Origin of the sequence: Pseudomonas sp. BF-R-26 (assembly GCF_019947395.1) — a bacterium.
Classification (GTDB): Bacteria; Pseudomonadota; Gammaproteobacteria; order Pseudomonadales; family Pseudomonadaceae; genus Aquipseudomonas; species Aquipseudomonas farris.
Window position 1 is genome coordinate 1 of the sequence record NZ_JAGYGK010000009.1, and the last position, 15949, is coordinate 15949.

Genomic DNA, 15949 nt, shown 5'->3' on the forward strand with positions numbered 1-15949 from the left:
AAAGTTTCCTCTGCAACTTCAACCACTTGCGCTTCCGATCTCTCGTTAGCGGGAGGCGAATTCTACAGCGTTACTCGCTGCTGTCAACACCTCTTTTTCTCCGCTTTCGACCGAGATGATCGAACCGCCAATAAGGCGAAAACACACTGCCTTACCAACTCCTTCTGGCTTCGATGAACTGAAGCGTAACCGCTGTCGAAAACTGCGTAACTCTTTGTTTGCCAAGGAGTTTTCCGTTTCGACTGCGCCGGAAGTGGGGCGAATTATAGACTTCCAGAATCTGCCGTCAACCCCTGATTACGCCTTTCTATCAATAACTTGCGCAAAGCCGGAAAACAGCGCATTCCCCTTCTATATAGGAGAACTCACCAGAATATACCGCTGCCTCGGCTTGCCCTCCCACTGCGCTATCATCGCCCGCCTCTCAGCACCAAGAGTCTTGAACCCGGATGCCCGTATCTTTGCCATTGCCCGCCGATCACTCTCCTTTGCCACCGATCCTCGTCGGCCCGCTATTACGGCGCCTGGAACCCACGCGACTGCTGCTGTGGCTGGTGGGATCGCGTGCGCTGCCACTGACGCTGCGCCTGCAAGGAATCGATATCCGTCTCGACGCGGGGCAATGCACGATCATCCCGGTCGGTACTCATGCCTTCATTCATTTGATAGATGTGCCACTGGATGCCGCCCTGCCCTGCGACACGTTGATCGAGTACGACCTGCTGATCACCGAAGCGGATGGCACGCCGTCGGGCATCGCCGAGTGGGCGCCGCATCTGCTATACGGCGAAGCGCATTGCCCGAATTTCGTGCTGCGCTCGCGCATCGATCAGTTGCTGCATGGCTCCTGCCGTAAACCTCACCATCCGGCTGCCGATGGTTTGCTGTGCGTCGATCGGTTGCTGGAGTCCGAGCAGGACGCTTGCAAGCGCCCCGCACTATTAATGATGAGTGGCGATCAGGTATATGCGGATGATGTCGCGGGGCCGATGTTACGGGCAATTCATGCCTTGATCGAGCGTCTGGGGCTGTTCGACGAACACCTCGACGGTGCGGTGGTCAGCGATAGCGCCAAGCTCTATGAACACCCGGCCAGTTACTACCATCGTGCGGATTTGTTACCGGCGCTTGAAAGCAACGAAACCCTGCGCGAACGATTTTTCGGTGGAGCGCGTAAGCCGATTTTTACCAGTAGCAGCGCCGACAATCATTTGGTGACCTTCGCCGAGGTCATGGCCATGTACCTATTAGTATGGTCGCCAACGTCCTGGACACTGATCGCACCGCAACCACCGGCACTGACGCCCGAACGACGCAAGCGCTATGCCCTGGAGCAGACGTGCATCGATGCGTTCAAGATGGGGCTGGGTGGTGTGGGGCGAGCGATGGCACATCTGCCGTGCCTGATGATCTTCGACGACCACGATATTACCGATGACTGGAATCTTTCCGCGCAATGGGAGGAAACGGCCTACGGCCATCCGTTCTCCAAGCGCATCATCGGTAACGCGCTGCTCGCTTATATGTTGTGCCAAGGTTGGGGCAACAACCCGGATGCATTTGGCAGCATGCTGGAAAAAACCCGTCTATTGAGTACCACGGGGCAAGACCATTACCTCGACAGCGACGTCCAGGATAGCTTGATCGATGAACTGCTGAGTTTTCAGAAGTGGCATTACGTGCTGCCCACCCGCCCGGCGCTGGTGGTGCTCGACACCCGCACCCGACGCTGGCGCAGCGAGATGAACCTCAAGCAACCGTCGGGTCTGCTGGACTGGGAGGCACTCAGCGAGCTGCAACAGGAATTGCTCGATCATCCTTCGGCGATCATCGTTTCGCCGGCACCGATTTTCGGCGTCAAACTGATCGAAACCGTGCAACGGGTGTTTAGCTGGTGCGGCTATCCGCTGCTGGTGGACGCCGAAAACTGGATGGCCCATCGCGGCGCCGCCCAGGTGATCCTGAACATTTTCCGACACTCCCGCACACCCGGTAACTACGTGGTGCTGTCCGGTGATGTGCATTATTCCTTCGTCTATGAAGTATTGATCCGACACCGCAAGGCCGGCCCACGAATCTGGCAGATCACCAGCAGCGGGATCAAAAACGAGTTTCCGCCAGCGCTGCTCGAATGGTTCGACCGCCTCAACCGCTGGCTCTACTCGCCCCGCTCGCCGCTGAACTGGCTGACCAAGCGCCGGCGCATGCGCATTGTTCCGCACATTCCCGAACACGCCGAAGCCGGGGAACGGCTGTGGAACTCGGCAGGGATCGGCCAAGTGTTCTTCAATGAAAAGGGCCAGCCGCAAGATATTTATCAATTCAATGCGGATGGATCGCCGAAGACGCGGATGATTGCGCCTGAAATTTCCGAAGCGGTTGAATGACTTTGCCCGAGTTGCCATGAGCAGTTATTACCTGCACAGCATGAACCTCACCCGAACCCTGATCATCGGCAACTCCGGCTCGGGCAAGAGTTGGCTGGCCAAACGACTGGCCGAGCACCTACAAGTGCCCTGGATCGATCTCGACTTGATTCACTGGATATCCGATGAACACAGCATCGCTCGTCCCCGCGCCGAGGCATTGGGAATGGCGCGTGTGGCGGCGAGCAAAAATCGTTGGGTTATCGAGGGTGTGTATGGGTGGATGGTCAGTGAACTTGTGGAACAGGCGACGGCGCTGATCTGGCTATGCCTGGAGGACGAAGACTGCGTCAGTCATATTCGCCAGCGAGAGGCAAAGCGCGCTGAGCATGACGAGTTACTGATAGCGTTACTGGAATGGGCCAGTAGCTATCGTACTCGTGAAGAGTCCAGTGGATTTGCCGCGCATCAGCGCTTGTTCGAAGGGTTTAGCGGTTCGAAACTTCAACTGATGAATCGGGATGAAGTCACGGCTTTCGTCAGTACGATGCAATAAACCGACTGATCGTTCCTGATTCCACTGACGCAGACACCGATCCTGTAAGAGCTGCCGAAGGCTGCTCCTACAGGGGAATGCGTTTATCCAGGAGAAGTCAGGCGGCGCTCACCGCCCGACCAACTCCTCTGACAATCATCTCCACTTCCCGCTCATCAATCGTCAACGGTGGCAGCAGGCGAATGGTCTTGCCCCGTGTCACGTTGATCAGCAAGCCGTGATCGCGGGCTGCAATCAAGGTCAGGTCGCGAATCGGTTGTTTGAGTTCGATGCCGATCATCAAGCCCTGGCCGCGAATCGCCAGGACGTTGGGGTCATCCGCCAACTCGATGCGCAATCTGGCGAGCAAGCGTTCACCCTGCAGTTTGGCGTTCTCCAGCAGGCCTTGTTCCTCAATGATCTCCAGCACGGTGCATCCCACTCGGCATGCCAGCGGATTGCCGCCGAACGTGCTGCCGTGGCTGCCGGGGGTAAACAGGTCGGCGGCTTTGCCCCGGGCCAGGCAGGCGCCGATGGGGATGCCATTGCCCAGGCCTTTGGCCAGGGTCATGACGTCCGGGATGATGCCTTCGTGCTGGAACGCAAACCACTGGCCGGTGCGGCCGATGCCAGTCTGGATTTCGTCGAGCATCAGCAACCAGGAGCGCCGGTTGCAAAGTTCGCGCACTGCTTTGAGATAACCGGGCGGCGCCATTTGCACACCGCTTTCGCCCTGAATCGGCTCCATCAGGATCGCCACGATGCGCGGGCCGTGGGCGTGTTGCACCGCCTCCAGCGCCGCGAGGTCGCCGAATGGCACTTTAATGAAGTCCCCCGGCAATTCGTTAAACCCCAGGCGCACCGCCGGGCCGTCACTGGCGGACAAGGTGCCAAGAGTACGACCGTGAAAGGCATTTTCCATGACCACCACTAGCGGCTGCTCGATGCCTTTATGCCAGCCGTAAAGCCGCGCGAGTTTCAGCGCGGTTTCATTGGCTTCGGCGCCAGAGTTGTTGAAGAACGCCCGGTCCATGCCAGACAACCGAACCAGTTTCTGTGCCAGCTGCTGTTGCCAGTCGATGCTGTACAGGTTGGAGGTGTGCAACAACAGCCCGGCCTGTTCGCTGATGGCCGACACAATTCGCGGATGGGAATGGCCGACGTTGGTCACCGCCACGCCCGCCACCGCGTCCAGATATTCGCGACCGGCCTGATCCCACAAGCGCGTGCCCAGGCCTTTGTTGAAACTCAGGGCCAAGGGTTGGTAGGTGCTCATCAGGCAGGCGGCGGTCATGACATCAAACTCCATTAATAGTCGGTGTTTTTGCAGTATGGTTAGCCACCTGAGCTGGATAAACACCGCAACACTTCAATCATTTTAAAGCTGGGCTTGATAATGGATTTGTTCCAGGCAATGACCGTTTACGTAAGAGTGGTGGAAGCCGGCAGCATGACCGCCGCCGCTTTGCAGTGCGAAATGTCGACGACCATGGTCGGCAATCATCTTCGAGCCCTGGAGCAACGTCTGGGCGTGCGCCTGCTTAACCGTACGACACGACGCCAGCGGCTGACGGAATTCGGCACGGCGTACTATCAACGTTGTCTCGAGGTATTGGGGTTGGTGGCCGATTCCGAACGCCTGGCCGAACAGACCCTCGACGAGCCGAGCGGCACCCTGCGCATCACCGCGCCGCTGACCTTCGGCACCGAACGGCTGGCGCCGGCCTTGAGTGAATTCGCCCTGCGTTGTCCGCAAGTCAAACTCGACGTCGTTTTGACCAACCAGCGCCTGGATCTGCTCGACAACGGTTTCGATGTGGCTATTCGCTTGGGCACTACCGAGATGTCCAACATGATCGCGCGCCCGCTCATCGACTACACGATGACCCTGTGCGCTTCGAAGGACTACCTGGCGCGCCGAGGCACTCCGGAAAAACCTACCGACCTGCAACACCATGACTGCCTGGCCTTCGCCTACCCGGCCGGAGATGACTGGCACTCGGTAGCCAAACAATGGCGCCTGAGGGGACCCGAAGGCGAAGTCATGGTGGAGGTCAGCGGACCGATGCTGATCAACAGCTCGGCGGGGCTGCATCAAGCGGCGCGAACCGGGATGGGCATCGTGATGGTGCCCGATGCCTTGGTGGAGCAGGACCTTCAGGACGGAAAACTGGTGGCTTTGATGCAGGACTACCAATTGCCGAGTCGGCCGATGAACCTGGTGTACGCCCAGGACCGCTACCGTTTGCCGAAATTGCGCAGCTTCGTCGACTTTGCGCTGCAGAGGTGGGGCAAGCATTAGGGGGCGTTCTCAATTAGTTTCCCCACCGCGCCGGGTTGTGCCTTAAAGCGGGTCAGGCTGCGTTGCAGGCCTTGGAAAGGGAACAACCATTCCCACAGCGGCCTGCGCCTTGCCTGGCCCGCTTTAAGGCGACAACGCGGCGGGGAAACTAATTGAGAACGCCCCCTAGCAGGGGCAATACCCCATGAACTAATCTCCTCGACTGGCGAGTCACGTTAATATCAGTTCGGCAGGGAGACCGATGATGGGTGAGGCATCGAATATCGAGCCGTTGAAGTTCAATCTGTCAGATTTTAACGAAGACATGCTGCACACCATTCTGGAACTGGTCAGCGATGGCATCTGGGACTGGAACGCCAACACCGGGTTTGTCTACCGCAACCCTGGGTGGTACGAGATGCTCGGCTATCCGCCTCATTCCCTGGATAACAACGTGCTGACCTGGGAAAACGTGATCCATCCCGACGATTATTCACGAGTCATGGCGCTGTTTGATGACTACCTGAATCAGCGCGCACCCGGCTATCAAGCCGAGTATCGCTGCCGCATGCGAGATGGCACTTACACCTGGATCGAAGATCGCGGCTATGTGCTGGCACGTAATGCCAACGGCTCGGTGGCACGAATGGTCGGCGCGCACCGCAGTATCGAAGACAAGAAACGCCTGTTCGAAGAAATGGAACGGCGCAATCAATCCCTCGAAGCCATCGTCGAAGAACGCACTCGCGAGTTGTCTCGGGTCAATCAGCAGTTGCAGATTCAACTCGAAGAGAATCGCAAACTGGCGGAAACCGATGTGCTGACTTCCATCGCCAATCGCTATCGACTGGAAAAAGCCCTGCCCCAGGAATGCGACCGCGCCCAACGCTTTCGCCAACCCCTGTCGCTGATCGCCATGGACATCGATGACTTCAAAAACATCAACGATCACTACGGCCATGCCCTGGGTGATGCGGCGTTGGTACAGGTAATCGAGAGCGTGAAGCACTGCGTGCGCGAAGGCGATTTGTTGGCGCGCTGGGGCGGCGACGAGTTCATCATGATCCTGCCCAATACTTCGCTGGCCGACGCCAGGGCGCTCGCTGAAAGAATCCGCCACGGCCTGTCGAGCCTGCTGCCGGTCGGGGACTATCAAGTGACCATGAGTTTTGGCGTGGTGCAACGTTTTGAAGAAGAACAACAGACAGGGCTGCTGGCCAGGGCCGATCAGGCGCTGTATCGGTCGAAGATTGCGGGCAAGAATTTGATTTCAGGGTGAATACTGCCGTGCTTATCCGTGATGTGCGGGCCTCGGATGTCGAGTCGGTGCGACTTTTTCTTGGGGCGAATGGGTGGGCTCATCGCACCGGCTCACCTGAGCATTTCGCGCAACTGATCGCTGATTCCCAACGTACAGCTCTTGCGATAAAGGACTCCCACATCGTCGGGTTTGCCCGAGGTATCACCGATGGTTTATCCAACGGTTATCTGTCGATGGTTGTCGTGTGTGGGCAGCATCGACGTGAAGGCGTCGGTCGCGCACTGGTTGAGCATGTCATGGGCGACAACACCGCCATTACCTGGGTTCTGCGAGCAGGCCGTGAAGGCGCTTCGGATTTCTTTTCAAAGCTGGGCTTTGAAACGTCGACCATTGCCATGGAACGCTCACGCTTGAAGTAGCCAATGCACTATTGACCAGCCTTCACCAACACCGGCTTCGCCTGATACCTATCCGGATACAGCTGCTTCAACTGCGCCACCTTCGGCAGGTCATTGATCACGATGTAAGGGTACGTCGGGTGCTCGGTCAGGAAGTCCTGATGTTCCTCCTCCGCCGGGTAGAAGCCGTTGTAGGTTTCCAGTTTGGTGACGATGGGTTTGTTGAACGAATGGGCGGCGTCGAGTTGTGCGATGTAGGCCTGGGCGACGCGTTGCTGTTCAGCGTTTTTCAGGAAAAGCGCCGATCTATACTGGGTGCCGCTGTCCGGGCCCTGACGGTTGAGTTCGGTGGGGTTGTGGGCCACCGAGAAATAGATCTGCAACAGGCTGCCATAGCTGACTTGAGCAGGATCGAAGGTGACTTCGACGGCCTCCGCATGACCGGTATCGCCATTGCTGACCCGCTCGTACTGAGCGGTGTCGGCTGAGCCGCCCGCGTAACCGGAGACAGCGTTCTTCACCCCTTTGACGTGTTGAAACACCCCTTGGACGCCCCAGAAGCAACCGCCCGCAAAAATTGCCGTTTCACTGCGTGCTTGAGTGTTCTCGTCGAGGGTTGGTGGCGGAATGATGACCGCCTCTTCGGTGCCTCCGAACGAGAATGCTGCGCACTGACCGATAACACTGGCGGCGGCCAATCCCAGCAGGGTGCGACGCCAGTTGAATGAGGTTTTCATGGGATGTCTCCTGAATGAATGAGGCTATCAACCGAACGTAAACGCATACGCCGACACACCGGGATCGAGAAACTCAATGCTGAATGTCCGGTCCTTTACGCCTGCGGTCTGGCGTACCAATTGATACAACCGCTGCTCGGTGACACTGCCGCTGCCATCGGGCGCCACGTCGACACCGTGGGCATCACCAGGGGGCTTACCGTCAATCAACACTTTGAAACGCACCGGTTGACCGTCAGCACCGGGGCCCAAAACCAGATGCAAATCGCGAGCGTGGAAGCGGTAAACGATACGACTGGCCGGTGCGTTTGAAACAGCCCGCTCCGGACCGACAGTCCACTGACCCTCCAGGCTCCAGTTATTGAGGGCCAATTGTGACGGCGGGCTATAGGCCGCCACCTTGTCTGGCGCCAGATCGGTTTCAGCAACGAAATGCTCCGCCCGTCGGTAGCCGACATAGGTTTCCGGCGATTGCACTTCACTCATGTCCGCGGCGAGCTGGACACCCTCGGCACGAGCATTGATCAGCCCGTCCGCGACCTTCGCGGCGCCCGCTTCACGCAGCAGTTGCTGAATCACTCGCTCCGATTCGGCGTATTTGCCTTCACCAAAATGGTGATAACGAATGCGCCCCTGAGCATCGGCAAAATAGTGGGCTGGCCAGTATTGGTTGTTGAAAGCACGCCAGACCTTGTAGTCGTTATCGATTGCCACCGGATAAGTGATGCCCAGGTCTTTCATGGCTTTGGTGACGTTGCCTGCATCACGTTCGAAGGCAAACTCGGGCGTATGGACGCCGATCACCACCAAGCCCTGATCGCGATACTTCTCGGCCCAGGCCTTCACATACGGCAGGGTGCGCAGGCAGTTGATGCAGGAGTAAGTCCAGAAATCCACCAGCACAACCTTGCCCTTCAAGGCCTGGGTGGTGAGAGGGGGGGAATTGAGCCATTGCACAGCGCCGTCCAGCGATGGAAGGTTGCCTTCAATCGGTAGTTCGCCCGGTATCCTGGCGGTCATTTTCATACTGCCGGCGGGTTGATCGCCGCCCCGTGGAATCTGCGACATCATCGCCCCACTGCCGGTCGGCAACTTACCGGAGAACCGGCTTACCAACGCCTGCTCGATTCCTCCGGTGGAGGCTGTCGAGACCCGCGCCAGAATGCCGGTATCCAGCCCCAAAGCGATTGCCGCCACACCGGCCAGCATCGCGACTCCCAAACCTCGACGCAGCCACTCGCCCGCACCTATCGAGCGCTTCATCGCGGTGAAGACTTTACCGCCTAGCAGCAATGCCGCGGCGAGAGAGGTGGCGGCGCCGGCCGCATAAGCCAGTAGCAACAAGGTGGTGGCGATGTTTGCCCCTTGCAGCGCCGCGCCAGTCAACAGCAGGCCCAGAATCGGCCCGGCGCAGGGCGCCCAGAGCAGGCCCGTGGCGACACCGATCAGCAACGAAGCGCCGGGGCGCGGCCGGGTATCGGCAGCCGCGGCTTCCGACAGCCGACCGCCGGCCGCCACCAGCGGACGCGTCAGGCGCTCGGCCAACCGGGGCAGCAACAGCGTCAGCCCGAACAGTGCAACGAACAGCAACGCGAGCCAGCGACCGTACTGATTGACTTGCACCACCCAACTGCCGCCCACCGCCGCCAACGAGGCGACGAGCGCGAAGGTCAGCGCCATTCCCGCCAGCAGCGGCAAGCCACTCTTCATAAACGGCTGCCCGGTGCGAGCGAAGACAAAGGGCAATACCGGCAGAATGCACGGGCTGACGATCGTCAGCACACCACCGAGATAAGCGAGGACCAGAAGCCACATAACGTCGACCTGCGTGAAGTGAGTGAAAGGAAGTGCCCATGGATTACGCCTGTGGCTTGAAAGTCAGCGCCAGGCCGTTCATGCAGTAGCGCAGACCGGTGGGCTTTGGCCCGTCTTCGAAAACATGACCCAAGTGACCGCCGCAACGACGGCAGTGGACCTCTTCGCGCAACACGCCGAAGGAGCGGTCCTGACGGGTGGCCACCGCGTTGTCCAGTGGCGCCCAGAAACTCGGCCATCCAGTGCGGCTGTCGAACTTGGTGTCGGAAGAAAACAACGGCAGATCACAACCGGCGCAGGCAAAAACGCCCTCCCGATGCTCGTTGTTCAGCGGGCTGCTGTAGGCCCGTTCGGTGCCCTCTTCGCGCAGGATCTCGTACTGCTCGGAGCTAAGCAGCGCGCGCCATTCGCTATCGCTGTGAGTCACTTCAAAAACCTCCACCGCACGGGCCTCGTCGACCAACGCAACGCCTGCGGAAAATTTTGGCAATACACCAATCGCCAGGGCTGCAGCCCCCAGCCCGCCGCTCGCTACAAGAAACTGTCGCCGTGAAAACATGGGCCTTCTCCAAAATTTCAGATGCCTTGCATGGAACACAGCCTAGGCTTGAGTTGATCGCCAAATCCTCACGAGGAGTTAAACAATTCGTGATAACTCAGCCTCAGGAAAACCCGCACAATGTGTTCATTGCGTCACAAAGGATTGAGCTCCATGGAACAGACCAAACGCGTCCTGGTGGTCGAGGACGACCTGCATATCGCCGACCTTATCTGCCTGCATCTTCGCGATGAGCAGTTCGAGGTGGTGCACTGCGCCGACGGCGATGAGGGCATGCGACTGCTGCAGCAAGGAAGCTGGGATGCACTGATTCTCGACCTGATGCTGCCCGGCGTCGACGGCCTGGAAATCTGCCGCCGCGCCCGGGCCATGGCTCGCTACACACCGATCATCATCACCAGTGCGCGCTCCAGCGAAGTCCATCGGATTCTGGGGCTGGAACTCGGTGCCGACGATTACCTGGCCAAACCCTTTTCCATGCTAGAACTGGTGGCACGGGTCAAGGCATTGCTGCGACGGGTCGACGCCATGGCCCGTAACCTGAAAATGGACGCTGGCAGTCTGATCAGCGATGGCCTGTCCATCGACCCGATCACACGTGAAGTCTCCCTCGATGGCCGGCGTCTTGACCTCACGCCGCGGGAGTTCGACCTGCTGTACTTTTTCGTCCGTCAGCCCGGCAAGGTCTTCTCGCGGATGGACCTGCTCAACGCGGTGTGGGGCTACAGCCACGAAGGCTACGAGCACACGGTCAACACCCACATCAACCGCCTACGGGCCAAGATCGAAGCCGATCCGGCGCAACCGGCGCGCATCCTCACGGTGTGGGGGCGTGGTTACAAATTCGCGACGAGCGGAGAGCAGTCATGAGGTTGACCCTGACCCAACGCCTGTCCCTGGTGTTCGCCGTGCTGTTGCTGGTGTGCTACAGCACCTCGGCATGGATGCAGGTGCGCTCCAACCACATGCATGAACTGGAAGTGGTGCAGGGTTTGTCGCGGGATCTGGCGCAACATATCGCCCGAGACACGGTGCTGATGGACCGCAATGGCCCGATGCCCAATGCCGTGCGTGAATTGTTCAGCCAGCTGATGCTGGTCAATCCCAGTGTCGAGGTCTATCTGCTGGACACCGGAGGCCGAATTGTCGGCAGCGCCGCACCCGAAGGCCGGATTCGCCGAGAACGGGTCGATCTGGCGCCGATCCAGCGTTTGCTCAAAGGCGAGGCCCTGCCGATTCTCGGCGACGATCCGCGCAGCGTCGATGGCAGCAAGGTATTCAGCGCCGCGCCATTACGGGTCAACGGTCAACCGGCCGGTTATCTCTATGTGGTGTTGCTCAGCGAAGAGCATGACCGCTTCGCCGAACGCGGCGCCACCAGCGCAGCGCTCAATACCGCTTTGTTGTCCATTGGGCTGGTGGCGTTGCTGTGCCTGATTGCCGGCCTCACCGCATTTGGCCTGATCACCCGGCCATTGCGCCGCTTGACCGAGAAAGTCAGTCAGTTCGATATCAATGGTGTTCCGTCGGCACCGCCCGCCTTGCCCGAGCCAGAGCCGGTAGAAAAAGCCGCCAGCCACGATGAAATTGCCGTACTCGACGCCGCCTTCCGGCAGATGCAAGCGCGCCTCGGCGAACAATGGCGCTCGCTGACCCGCCAGGATCAGGAGCGTCGGGAATTGGTGGCGAACATCTCCCACGACCTGCGCACACCGCTGGCCTCGCTGCACGGTTACCTGGAAACCCTGTCACTCAAGGACGCCACATTGTCCCCCGCCGACCGCCGCCGTTATCTGGGGATCGCTCTGGATCAAAGCCGCAAGGTCGGCGGCTTGGCGCAATCGCTGCTGGAACTGGTGCGGCTGGAACACGGTTTCGTGCAACCAGTGCTGGAGCGCTTCTCCCTGACCGATCTGGTGCAGGACATCTTTCAGAAATTCGAACTCAGCGCCGAAGCACGCCAGATCGAACTCAAGGCCACCTTCTCCCCCAACGTCGCCGTGGCCTGCGCAGATCTGGGGTTGATCGAGCGGGTGCTGACCAACCTGTTCGACAACGCGCTGCGTCATACGCCTCAAGGTGGAGAGATCGAACTCAGCCTGCGCCCACAAGGACCTTTTATCGAAGTCACGGTCAGCGACACCGGCCCGGGAATCGCTCCTGAACTGCGCGAAGGTCTGTTCCTGCGTCCGTTCAATATTGGCGGCGCACGGCGCGATGGCGGGTTGGGGCTACGGATCGTGCATCGGATCCTGCAATTGCACGGTCGCGAGATCGAATTGATCGATATGCCCGGACGCGGCGCGACCTTTCGCTTCTCCTTGCCGGTGGACGAGCAAACGGCAGAACAATGGGTGGTTCGTTCGATGAATATAAATTCGATAGGGAAATAGTCGACAGCGCCGGCAAAAATGCTGACCAGCCGCCTGTTCATCCGTGACAACGCAGCCTCGGTCCAATAGATTAGGCGGCCTGAAAAGGCTTCGTGCTTTCTCGCCTCAATCCAAGTTAAAGAAGTAGTGAAATTTCAATGTCCGATTCCAATACCGCTGAATCCGTAGTCACCTTGTCGTCCAAAGCGGAATACGAAAACTCCATCAATCTTTCACAGCATGTGCCTCAGGCCAAGACCATCAGCGAGATGGTTCTGGACGCTTTTCAATCCACCCGGGAAAGCGACCAGATCCGCGAGCTGCGCGCCGCGATTCGCCAGGCTCATGACAGCTTCGACGACGACAAAGCCTACGATTTGATGGGCGAACTCAAGCAACTGAAAGACGCCGAAGCAGCCGACATCGCTGCCCTGGAAGACCTGAGCAGCAAATTCTCGATCAGCCGCATTCTGTCCAGCTTCAAGGACGACCCGGCGTTCCAGGAAATCGTTTATGGTCTGGCGCTGAAGGTACTGAACCAGACTCACCAGGCCATCAGCAACCCGAGCAGCGGCAAGAGCAAAGCGGCGCGCGCCAAGAAAGAAGTCGAAGTGTTCACCATCAGCAAGGACGGCATCAGCGTCACCCTGCCCCTGCGCACCCCGCGCTCGCGCCTGAACGTTGACCGTGAAGCGCTGGAATTCCTGGGCTTCACTTTCGTCGGCGAAGGCGATGAAGCCGAGCTGGAAAGCGAAACCTTCCTGGACAATGCCGGGACCGAACAAGCGGTCAACCGCAAGAACATCATCACCGCGCTCCAGCAGCAAACCGCGTTCGACGGCTACAGCATCGCCGCGCAGTAACGCTAAACGCTAATCAAAAAAGCCCCGCTCTTCTCTCGAAGGTGGGGCTTTTAGTTTTCAACAACCTATTCAAACGGCTCGGAGTCGCTCAACCATATCGGGAAACTTCTCCACCAGCCTTATCAACAAGGCTGCCTGAGCATTGGGTTTCGATTTTTCCTGCTCCCAATTTCTCAAAGTGCTGGGGCTGGTTCTGATTCGCTTGGCAAAAACGGCCTGAGACATATGCAACTTTTCTCGCAGCGCCACGATTTCTTGCGCGCCTACCTCGGGAGCGGGTTTATCCTCCACGGTATTGTTGCGCAGCGTAATCTTGCCTTCGCGCTGAGCCGCCATCTCGTCAACGCCCTGCATCAACTCTGCAAACAGGTCGCGCTTTTTCATGGGGTACCTCGTGCCTTCAACTCTCTATCTATGGCTTTCTTGAGCGCCTTCTCTTGGTCGGCGGTCAAATTCTCAAGCTCATCTTTGTCATAAATTGCAAACATCCAGAACTGGCCATCATTCATAAGCCAATAATAGATAACTCGCAAGCCACCTCGCCTGCCTTTACCTCGACGCCCATCTATCCAGCGCAGCTTCCGGAAGCCGCCCGTGCGAGGCATCACATCGCCCGCCTGGGGATTCAGCTGCATATTAGTTTGCAACGCACGATACTCATCGTCCGTCAGATAATCGCCAACGGTGGCAGTGAACGATGTGGTTTCAAAGAATACAGTTCGAATCGCCGAACTATAGGCAACTTGCTTATAGTTCGGCAAGCGACAACTTATCATCCCGATGAGCTGTCATCACAAGCAGGCTCGCGATAGGGACGACACAGTCCGTCAAATAGAACCCAATAAAAAGCCCCGCCATTCTCTCGAAGGCGGGGCTTTTCTTTACAGCATCCGGAGCTTAAGGCGCGTAAGTCAGCAACAGCTCACTCGGCACTTTAAAATCCAGCGACATCATCACGCTCAACGCAGTAATGGTGAAGATCGAGAACACGAACAGCTTGCGTGCCCAGACCGTGTCATCCACTGCCTTGTAACCGGTCCAGGCCATGTACAACCAGTACATGCCCATGGCCGCGGCCACGGCGAGGTAGCTCATGCCGGCGTAGCCGCTGAAGGTCAGCATCAAGGTCGCTACGAGGAACGCCAGGATGTAGAGCAGGATGTGCTTCTTGGCCACTTGAATCCCGCGCTTCACTGGCAACACCGGAATCGATGCGGCCAGGTAATCGTTGAAACGGAAAATTGCGATGGCGTAGGAATGCGGCATCTGCCACAGGCTGAACATCACCAGCAGCGTCAGTGCGGCCATGTCGAAGCTGTTAGTCACAGCCACGTAGCCAATCACCGGAGGCATCGCCCCCGACAGACTGCCCACTAGCGTGCCGTGAACCGACTTGCGCTTGAGGTACAGGCTGTAGAAGCCGACGTAGATGACAAAACCGATCACCGCGAACAGTGCAGCCAACGGGTTGGCTACCTTGTACAACAGTGCAACGCCGAAAACACCAAGGATGGTCGCAAAAGCCAGGGCCAGTTTCAGGGAGATCAAGCCCTGGACCAGCACCCGGTTCTTGGTGCGCTCCATCTTCAGGTCGATGTCGCGGTCGATGCAGTTGTTGAACACGCAACCGGAGGCCACCACCAGGGACGTGCCGATCATCGCAGCCAGGAAGATGGCCAGATCGACATGCCCTTTGGAGGCCAGGAAAAATCCGCCTGCCACTGAAAGCACGTTACCGAAAATGATCCCCGGTTTGGTGATTTGGATAAAGTGCTTCAAGGACATCCGGACTTACCTCAGTGCGCCATCATGTTGGTGTGGATGCTGAACATGATCCACAGCGACAGGCCTACCAACAGGACGATTACGATCGCGGCGAAAACAAACGCAATGACGTTGTTACGCTGCGCCGCCGAACGGTCCAGGTGGAGGAAGTACACCAGGTGCACCAGCACCTGGATGACTGCGAAGGCCAGTACGATCCACAGGGTCAGGGCTTTCGGCAGCGACGGGTACATCACCAGGCCGAAAGGAATGACGGTCAGGATCACCGACAGGATGAAACCGATAGCATAGGACTTGACGCTGCCGTGGCCGGCGTCGTGGCTATCGTGGGAATGAGCGTTAGCCATTTACATAGTCCCCATCAGATAAACAACGGTGAATACGCAGATCCACACCACGTCCAGGAAGTGCCAGAACAGGCTCAGGCAGCTCAGACGGGTCTTGTTGGTCGCCGTCAGGCCGTTTTTCTGCACCTGGTACATCATGATCGCCATCCAGATCAGACCGCTGGTCACGTGCAGACCGTGGGTGCCGACCAGGGTGAAGAACCCGGACAGGAAGCCGCTGCGGCTAGGACCGAAGCCCTCGGAGATCAGTACGTGGAACTCGTTGATCTCCATGCCGATGAAGCCGGCGCCGAACATGAAGGTCAGGGCCAGCCAGCCCAGGACCTGGTTCTTCTTGCCCTTGAACAACGCCAGCATGGCGAAGCCGTAGGTGATCGAACTGAACAGCAGCAGAGCGGTTTCGCCCAGTACGTATGGCAGTTCGAAGATGTCGGCGCCCGACGGGCCGCCCGCTACGTTGTTAACCAGTACCGCGTACGCCGCGAAGATCGACGCAAACAGGATGCAGTCGGTCATCAGGTAGAGCCAGAAACCGAATACGGTCATCTCGCCCGAGTCGTGGTGATGGTCATCATGCCCATGTCCATCGACATGGGTGTGTCCAGCATTGGTCACTAAGTTCGACATGGT

The 15949-nt window shown here is 58.3% G+C and carries 17 protein-coding genes; 8 read left to right on the forward strand and 9 right to left on the reverse strand.

Going from position 1 to position 15949, the window contains the following annotated elements:
* The first annotated feature begins 449 nt into the window (after window positions 1-449).
* Window positions 450-2387 (forward strand): alkaline phosphatase D family protein, encoded by a 1938-nt coding sequence (locus KGB18_RS14715; protein WP_123719921.1) that lies wholly within the window; start codon window positions 450-452, stop codon window positions 2385-2387.
* Between the two features lie 16 nt (window positions 2388-2403).
* A complete protein-coding gene (locus tag KGB18_RS14720; protein ID WP_201061870.1) occupies window positions 2404-2922 on the forward strand; it encodes a hypothetical protein in 519 nt (172 codons plus the stop codon).
* Window positions 2923-3019: 97 nt separating this feature from the next.
* On the opposite strand, the gene KGB18_RS14725 is transcribed toward KGB18_RS14720, so the two are convergent.
* On the reverse strand, window positions 3020-4195 hold the full coding sequence (locus KGB18_RS14725) for an aspartate aminotransferase family protein (protein ID WP_123719923.1): 1176 nt from the start codon (window positions 4193-4195) through the stop codon (window positions 3020-3022).
* A gap of 102 nt (window positions 4196-4297) precedes the next feature.
* On the opposite strand from KGB18_RS14725, the gene KGB18_RS14730 reads away from it, so the two are divergent.
* From KGB18_RS14730 to KGB18_RS14740, 3 genes are all read left to right on the forward strand, one after another.
* Window positions 4298-5203 carry a LysR family transcriptional regulator gene (locus KGB18_RS14730; protein WP_052966631.1) on the forward strand — a complete coding sequence of 302 codons (906 nt, stop codon included), beginning with the start codon at window positions 4298-4300 and terminating at the stop codon, window positions 5201-5203.
* A 244-nt stretch (window positions 5204-5447) separates the two neighbouring features.
* Window positions 5448-6461: a sensor domain-containing diguanylate cyclase gene (locus KGB18_RS14735; RefSeq protein ID WP_123719925.1), complete on the forward strand. Its 1014-nt coding sequence runs from the start codon at window positions 5448-5450 to the stop codon at window positions 6459-6461.
* Window positions 6458-6862, forward strand: a complete 405-nt coding sequence (locus KGB18_RS14740; protein ID WP_123719926.1) for a GNAT family N-acetyltransferase — start codon at window positions 6458-6460, stop codon at window positions 6860-6862. Before KGB18_RS14735 ends, KGB18_RS14740 begins: the two co-directional genes overlap by 4 nt.
* 8 nt (window positions 6863-6870) lie before the next feature.
* On the opposite strand, the gene msrA is transcribed toward KGB18_RS14740, so the two are convergent.
* Genes msrA through msrB form a run of 3 tightly spaced genes read right to left on the reverse strand, consistent with a single transcriptional unit; the run spans window position 6871 to window position 9952 of the window.
* On the reverse strand, window positions 6871-7578 hold the full coding sequence (msrA, locus tag KGB18_RS14745; protein WP_223570160.1) for a peptide-methionine (S)-S-oxide reductase MsrA: 708 nt from the start codon (window positions 7576-7578) through the stop codon (window positions 6871-6873).
* 27 nt (window positions 7579-7605) lie between these two features.
* Window positions 7606-9393: a cytochrome c biogenesis protein DipZ gene (locus KGB18_RS14750; protein WP_223570161.1), complete on the reverse strand. Its 1788-nt coding sequence runs from the start codon at window positions 9391-9393 to the stop codon at window positions 7606-7608.
* Between the two features lie 43 nt (window positions 9394-9436).
* The gene (gene msrB / locus KGB18_RS14755) at window positions 9437-9952 is read right to left on the reverse strand and encodes a peptide-methionine (R)-S-oxide reductase MsrB (RefSeq protein ID WP_223570162.1); all 516 of its coding nucleotides are present in this window, start codon (window positions 9950-9952) and stop codon (window positions 9437-9439) included.
* Window positions 9953-10105: 153 nt separating this feature from the next.
* Here msrB and KGB18_RS14760 point away from each other — a divergent pair, with 153 nt between their 5' ends.
* From KGB18_RS14760 to KGB18_RS14770, 3 genes are all read left to right on the forward strand, one after another.
* Window positions 10106-10822: a response regulator transcription factor gene (locus KGB18_RS14760; protein ID WP_123719929.1), complete on the forward strand. Its 717-nt coding sequence runs from the start codon at window positions 10106-10108 to the stop codon at window positions 10820-10822.
* The gene (locus KGB18_RS14765) at window positions 10819-12345 is read left to right on the forward strand and encodes a sensor histidine kinase (protein ID WP_223570163.1); all 1527 of its coding nucleotides are present in this window, start codon (window positions 10819-10821) and stop codon (window positions 12343-12345) included. The genes KGB18_RS14760 and KGB18_RS14765 overlap by 4 nt, the downstream gene beginning before the upstream one ends.
* 137 nt (window positions 12346-12482) lie before the next feature.
* Entirely contained in the window at window positions 12483-13187 is a 705-nt protein-coding gene (locus tag KGB18_RS14770; protein ID WP_223570164.1) for a hypothetical protein, read from the forward strand.
* 69 nt (window positions 13188-13256) lie between these two features.
* Here KGB18_RS14770 and KGB18_RS14775 read toward each other — a convergent pair whose 3' ends face one another.
* The 5 genes from KGB18_RS14775 to KGB18_RS14795 form a co-directional block, all read right to left on the reverse strand.
* Window positions 13257-13571, reverse strand: coding sequence for a helix-turn-helix domain-containing protein (locus KGB18_RS14775; RefSeq protein ID WP_123719932.1), 315 nt, complete (start codon window positions 13569-13571; stop codon window positions 13257-13259).
* Complete coding sequence (locus KGB18_RS14780; RefSeq protein WP_223570228.1) at window positions 13568-13912, reverse strand: toxin; 345 nt, start codon at window positions 13910-13912, stop codon at window positions 13568-13570. Before KGB18_RS14780 ends, KGB18_RS14775 begins: the two co-directional genes overlap by 4 nt.
* A 172-nt stretch (window positions 13913-14084) precedes the next feature.
* Window positions 14085-14972 (reverse strand): heme o synthase, encoded by an 888-nt coding sequence (gene cyoE / locus KGB18_RS14785; RefSeq protein ID WP_095055612.1) that lies wholly within the window; start codon window positions 14970-14972, stop codon window positions 14085-14087.
* A gap of 11 nt (window positions 14973-14983) precedes the next feature.
* Window positions 14984-15319: a cytochrome o ubiquinol oxidase subunit IV gene (gene cyoD, locus KGB18_RS14790; protein WP_008025399.1), complete on the reverse strand. Its 336-nt coding sequence runs from the start codon at window positions 15317-15319 to the stop codon at window positions 14984-14986.
* Entirely contained in the window at window positions 15320-15946 is a 627-nt protein-coding gene (locus KGB18_RS14795; RefSeq protein WP_123719933.1) for a cytochrome o ubiquinol oxidase subunit III, read from the reverse strand.
* Between the last annotated feature and the right edge of the window lie 3 nt (window positions 15947-15949).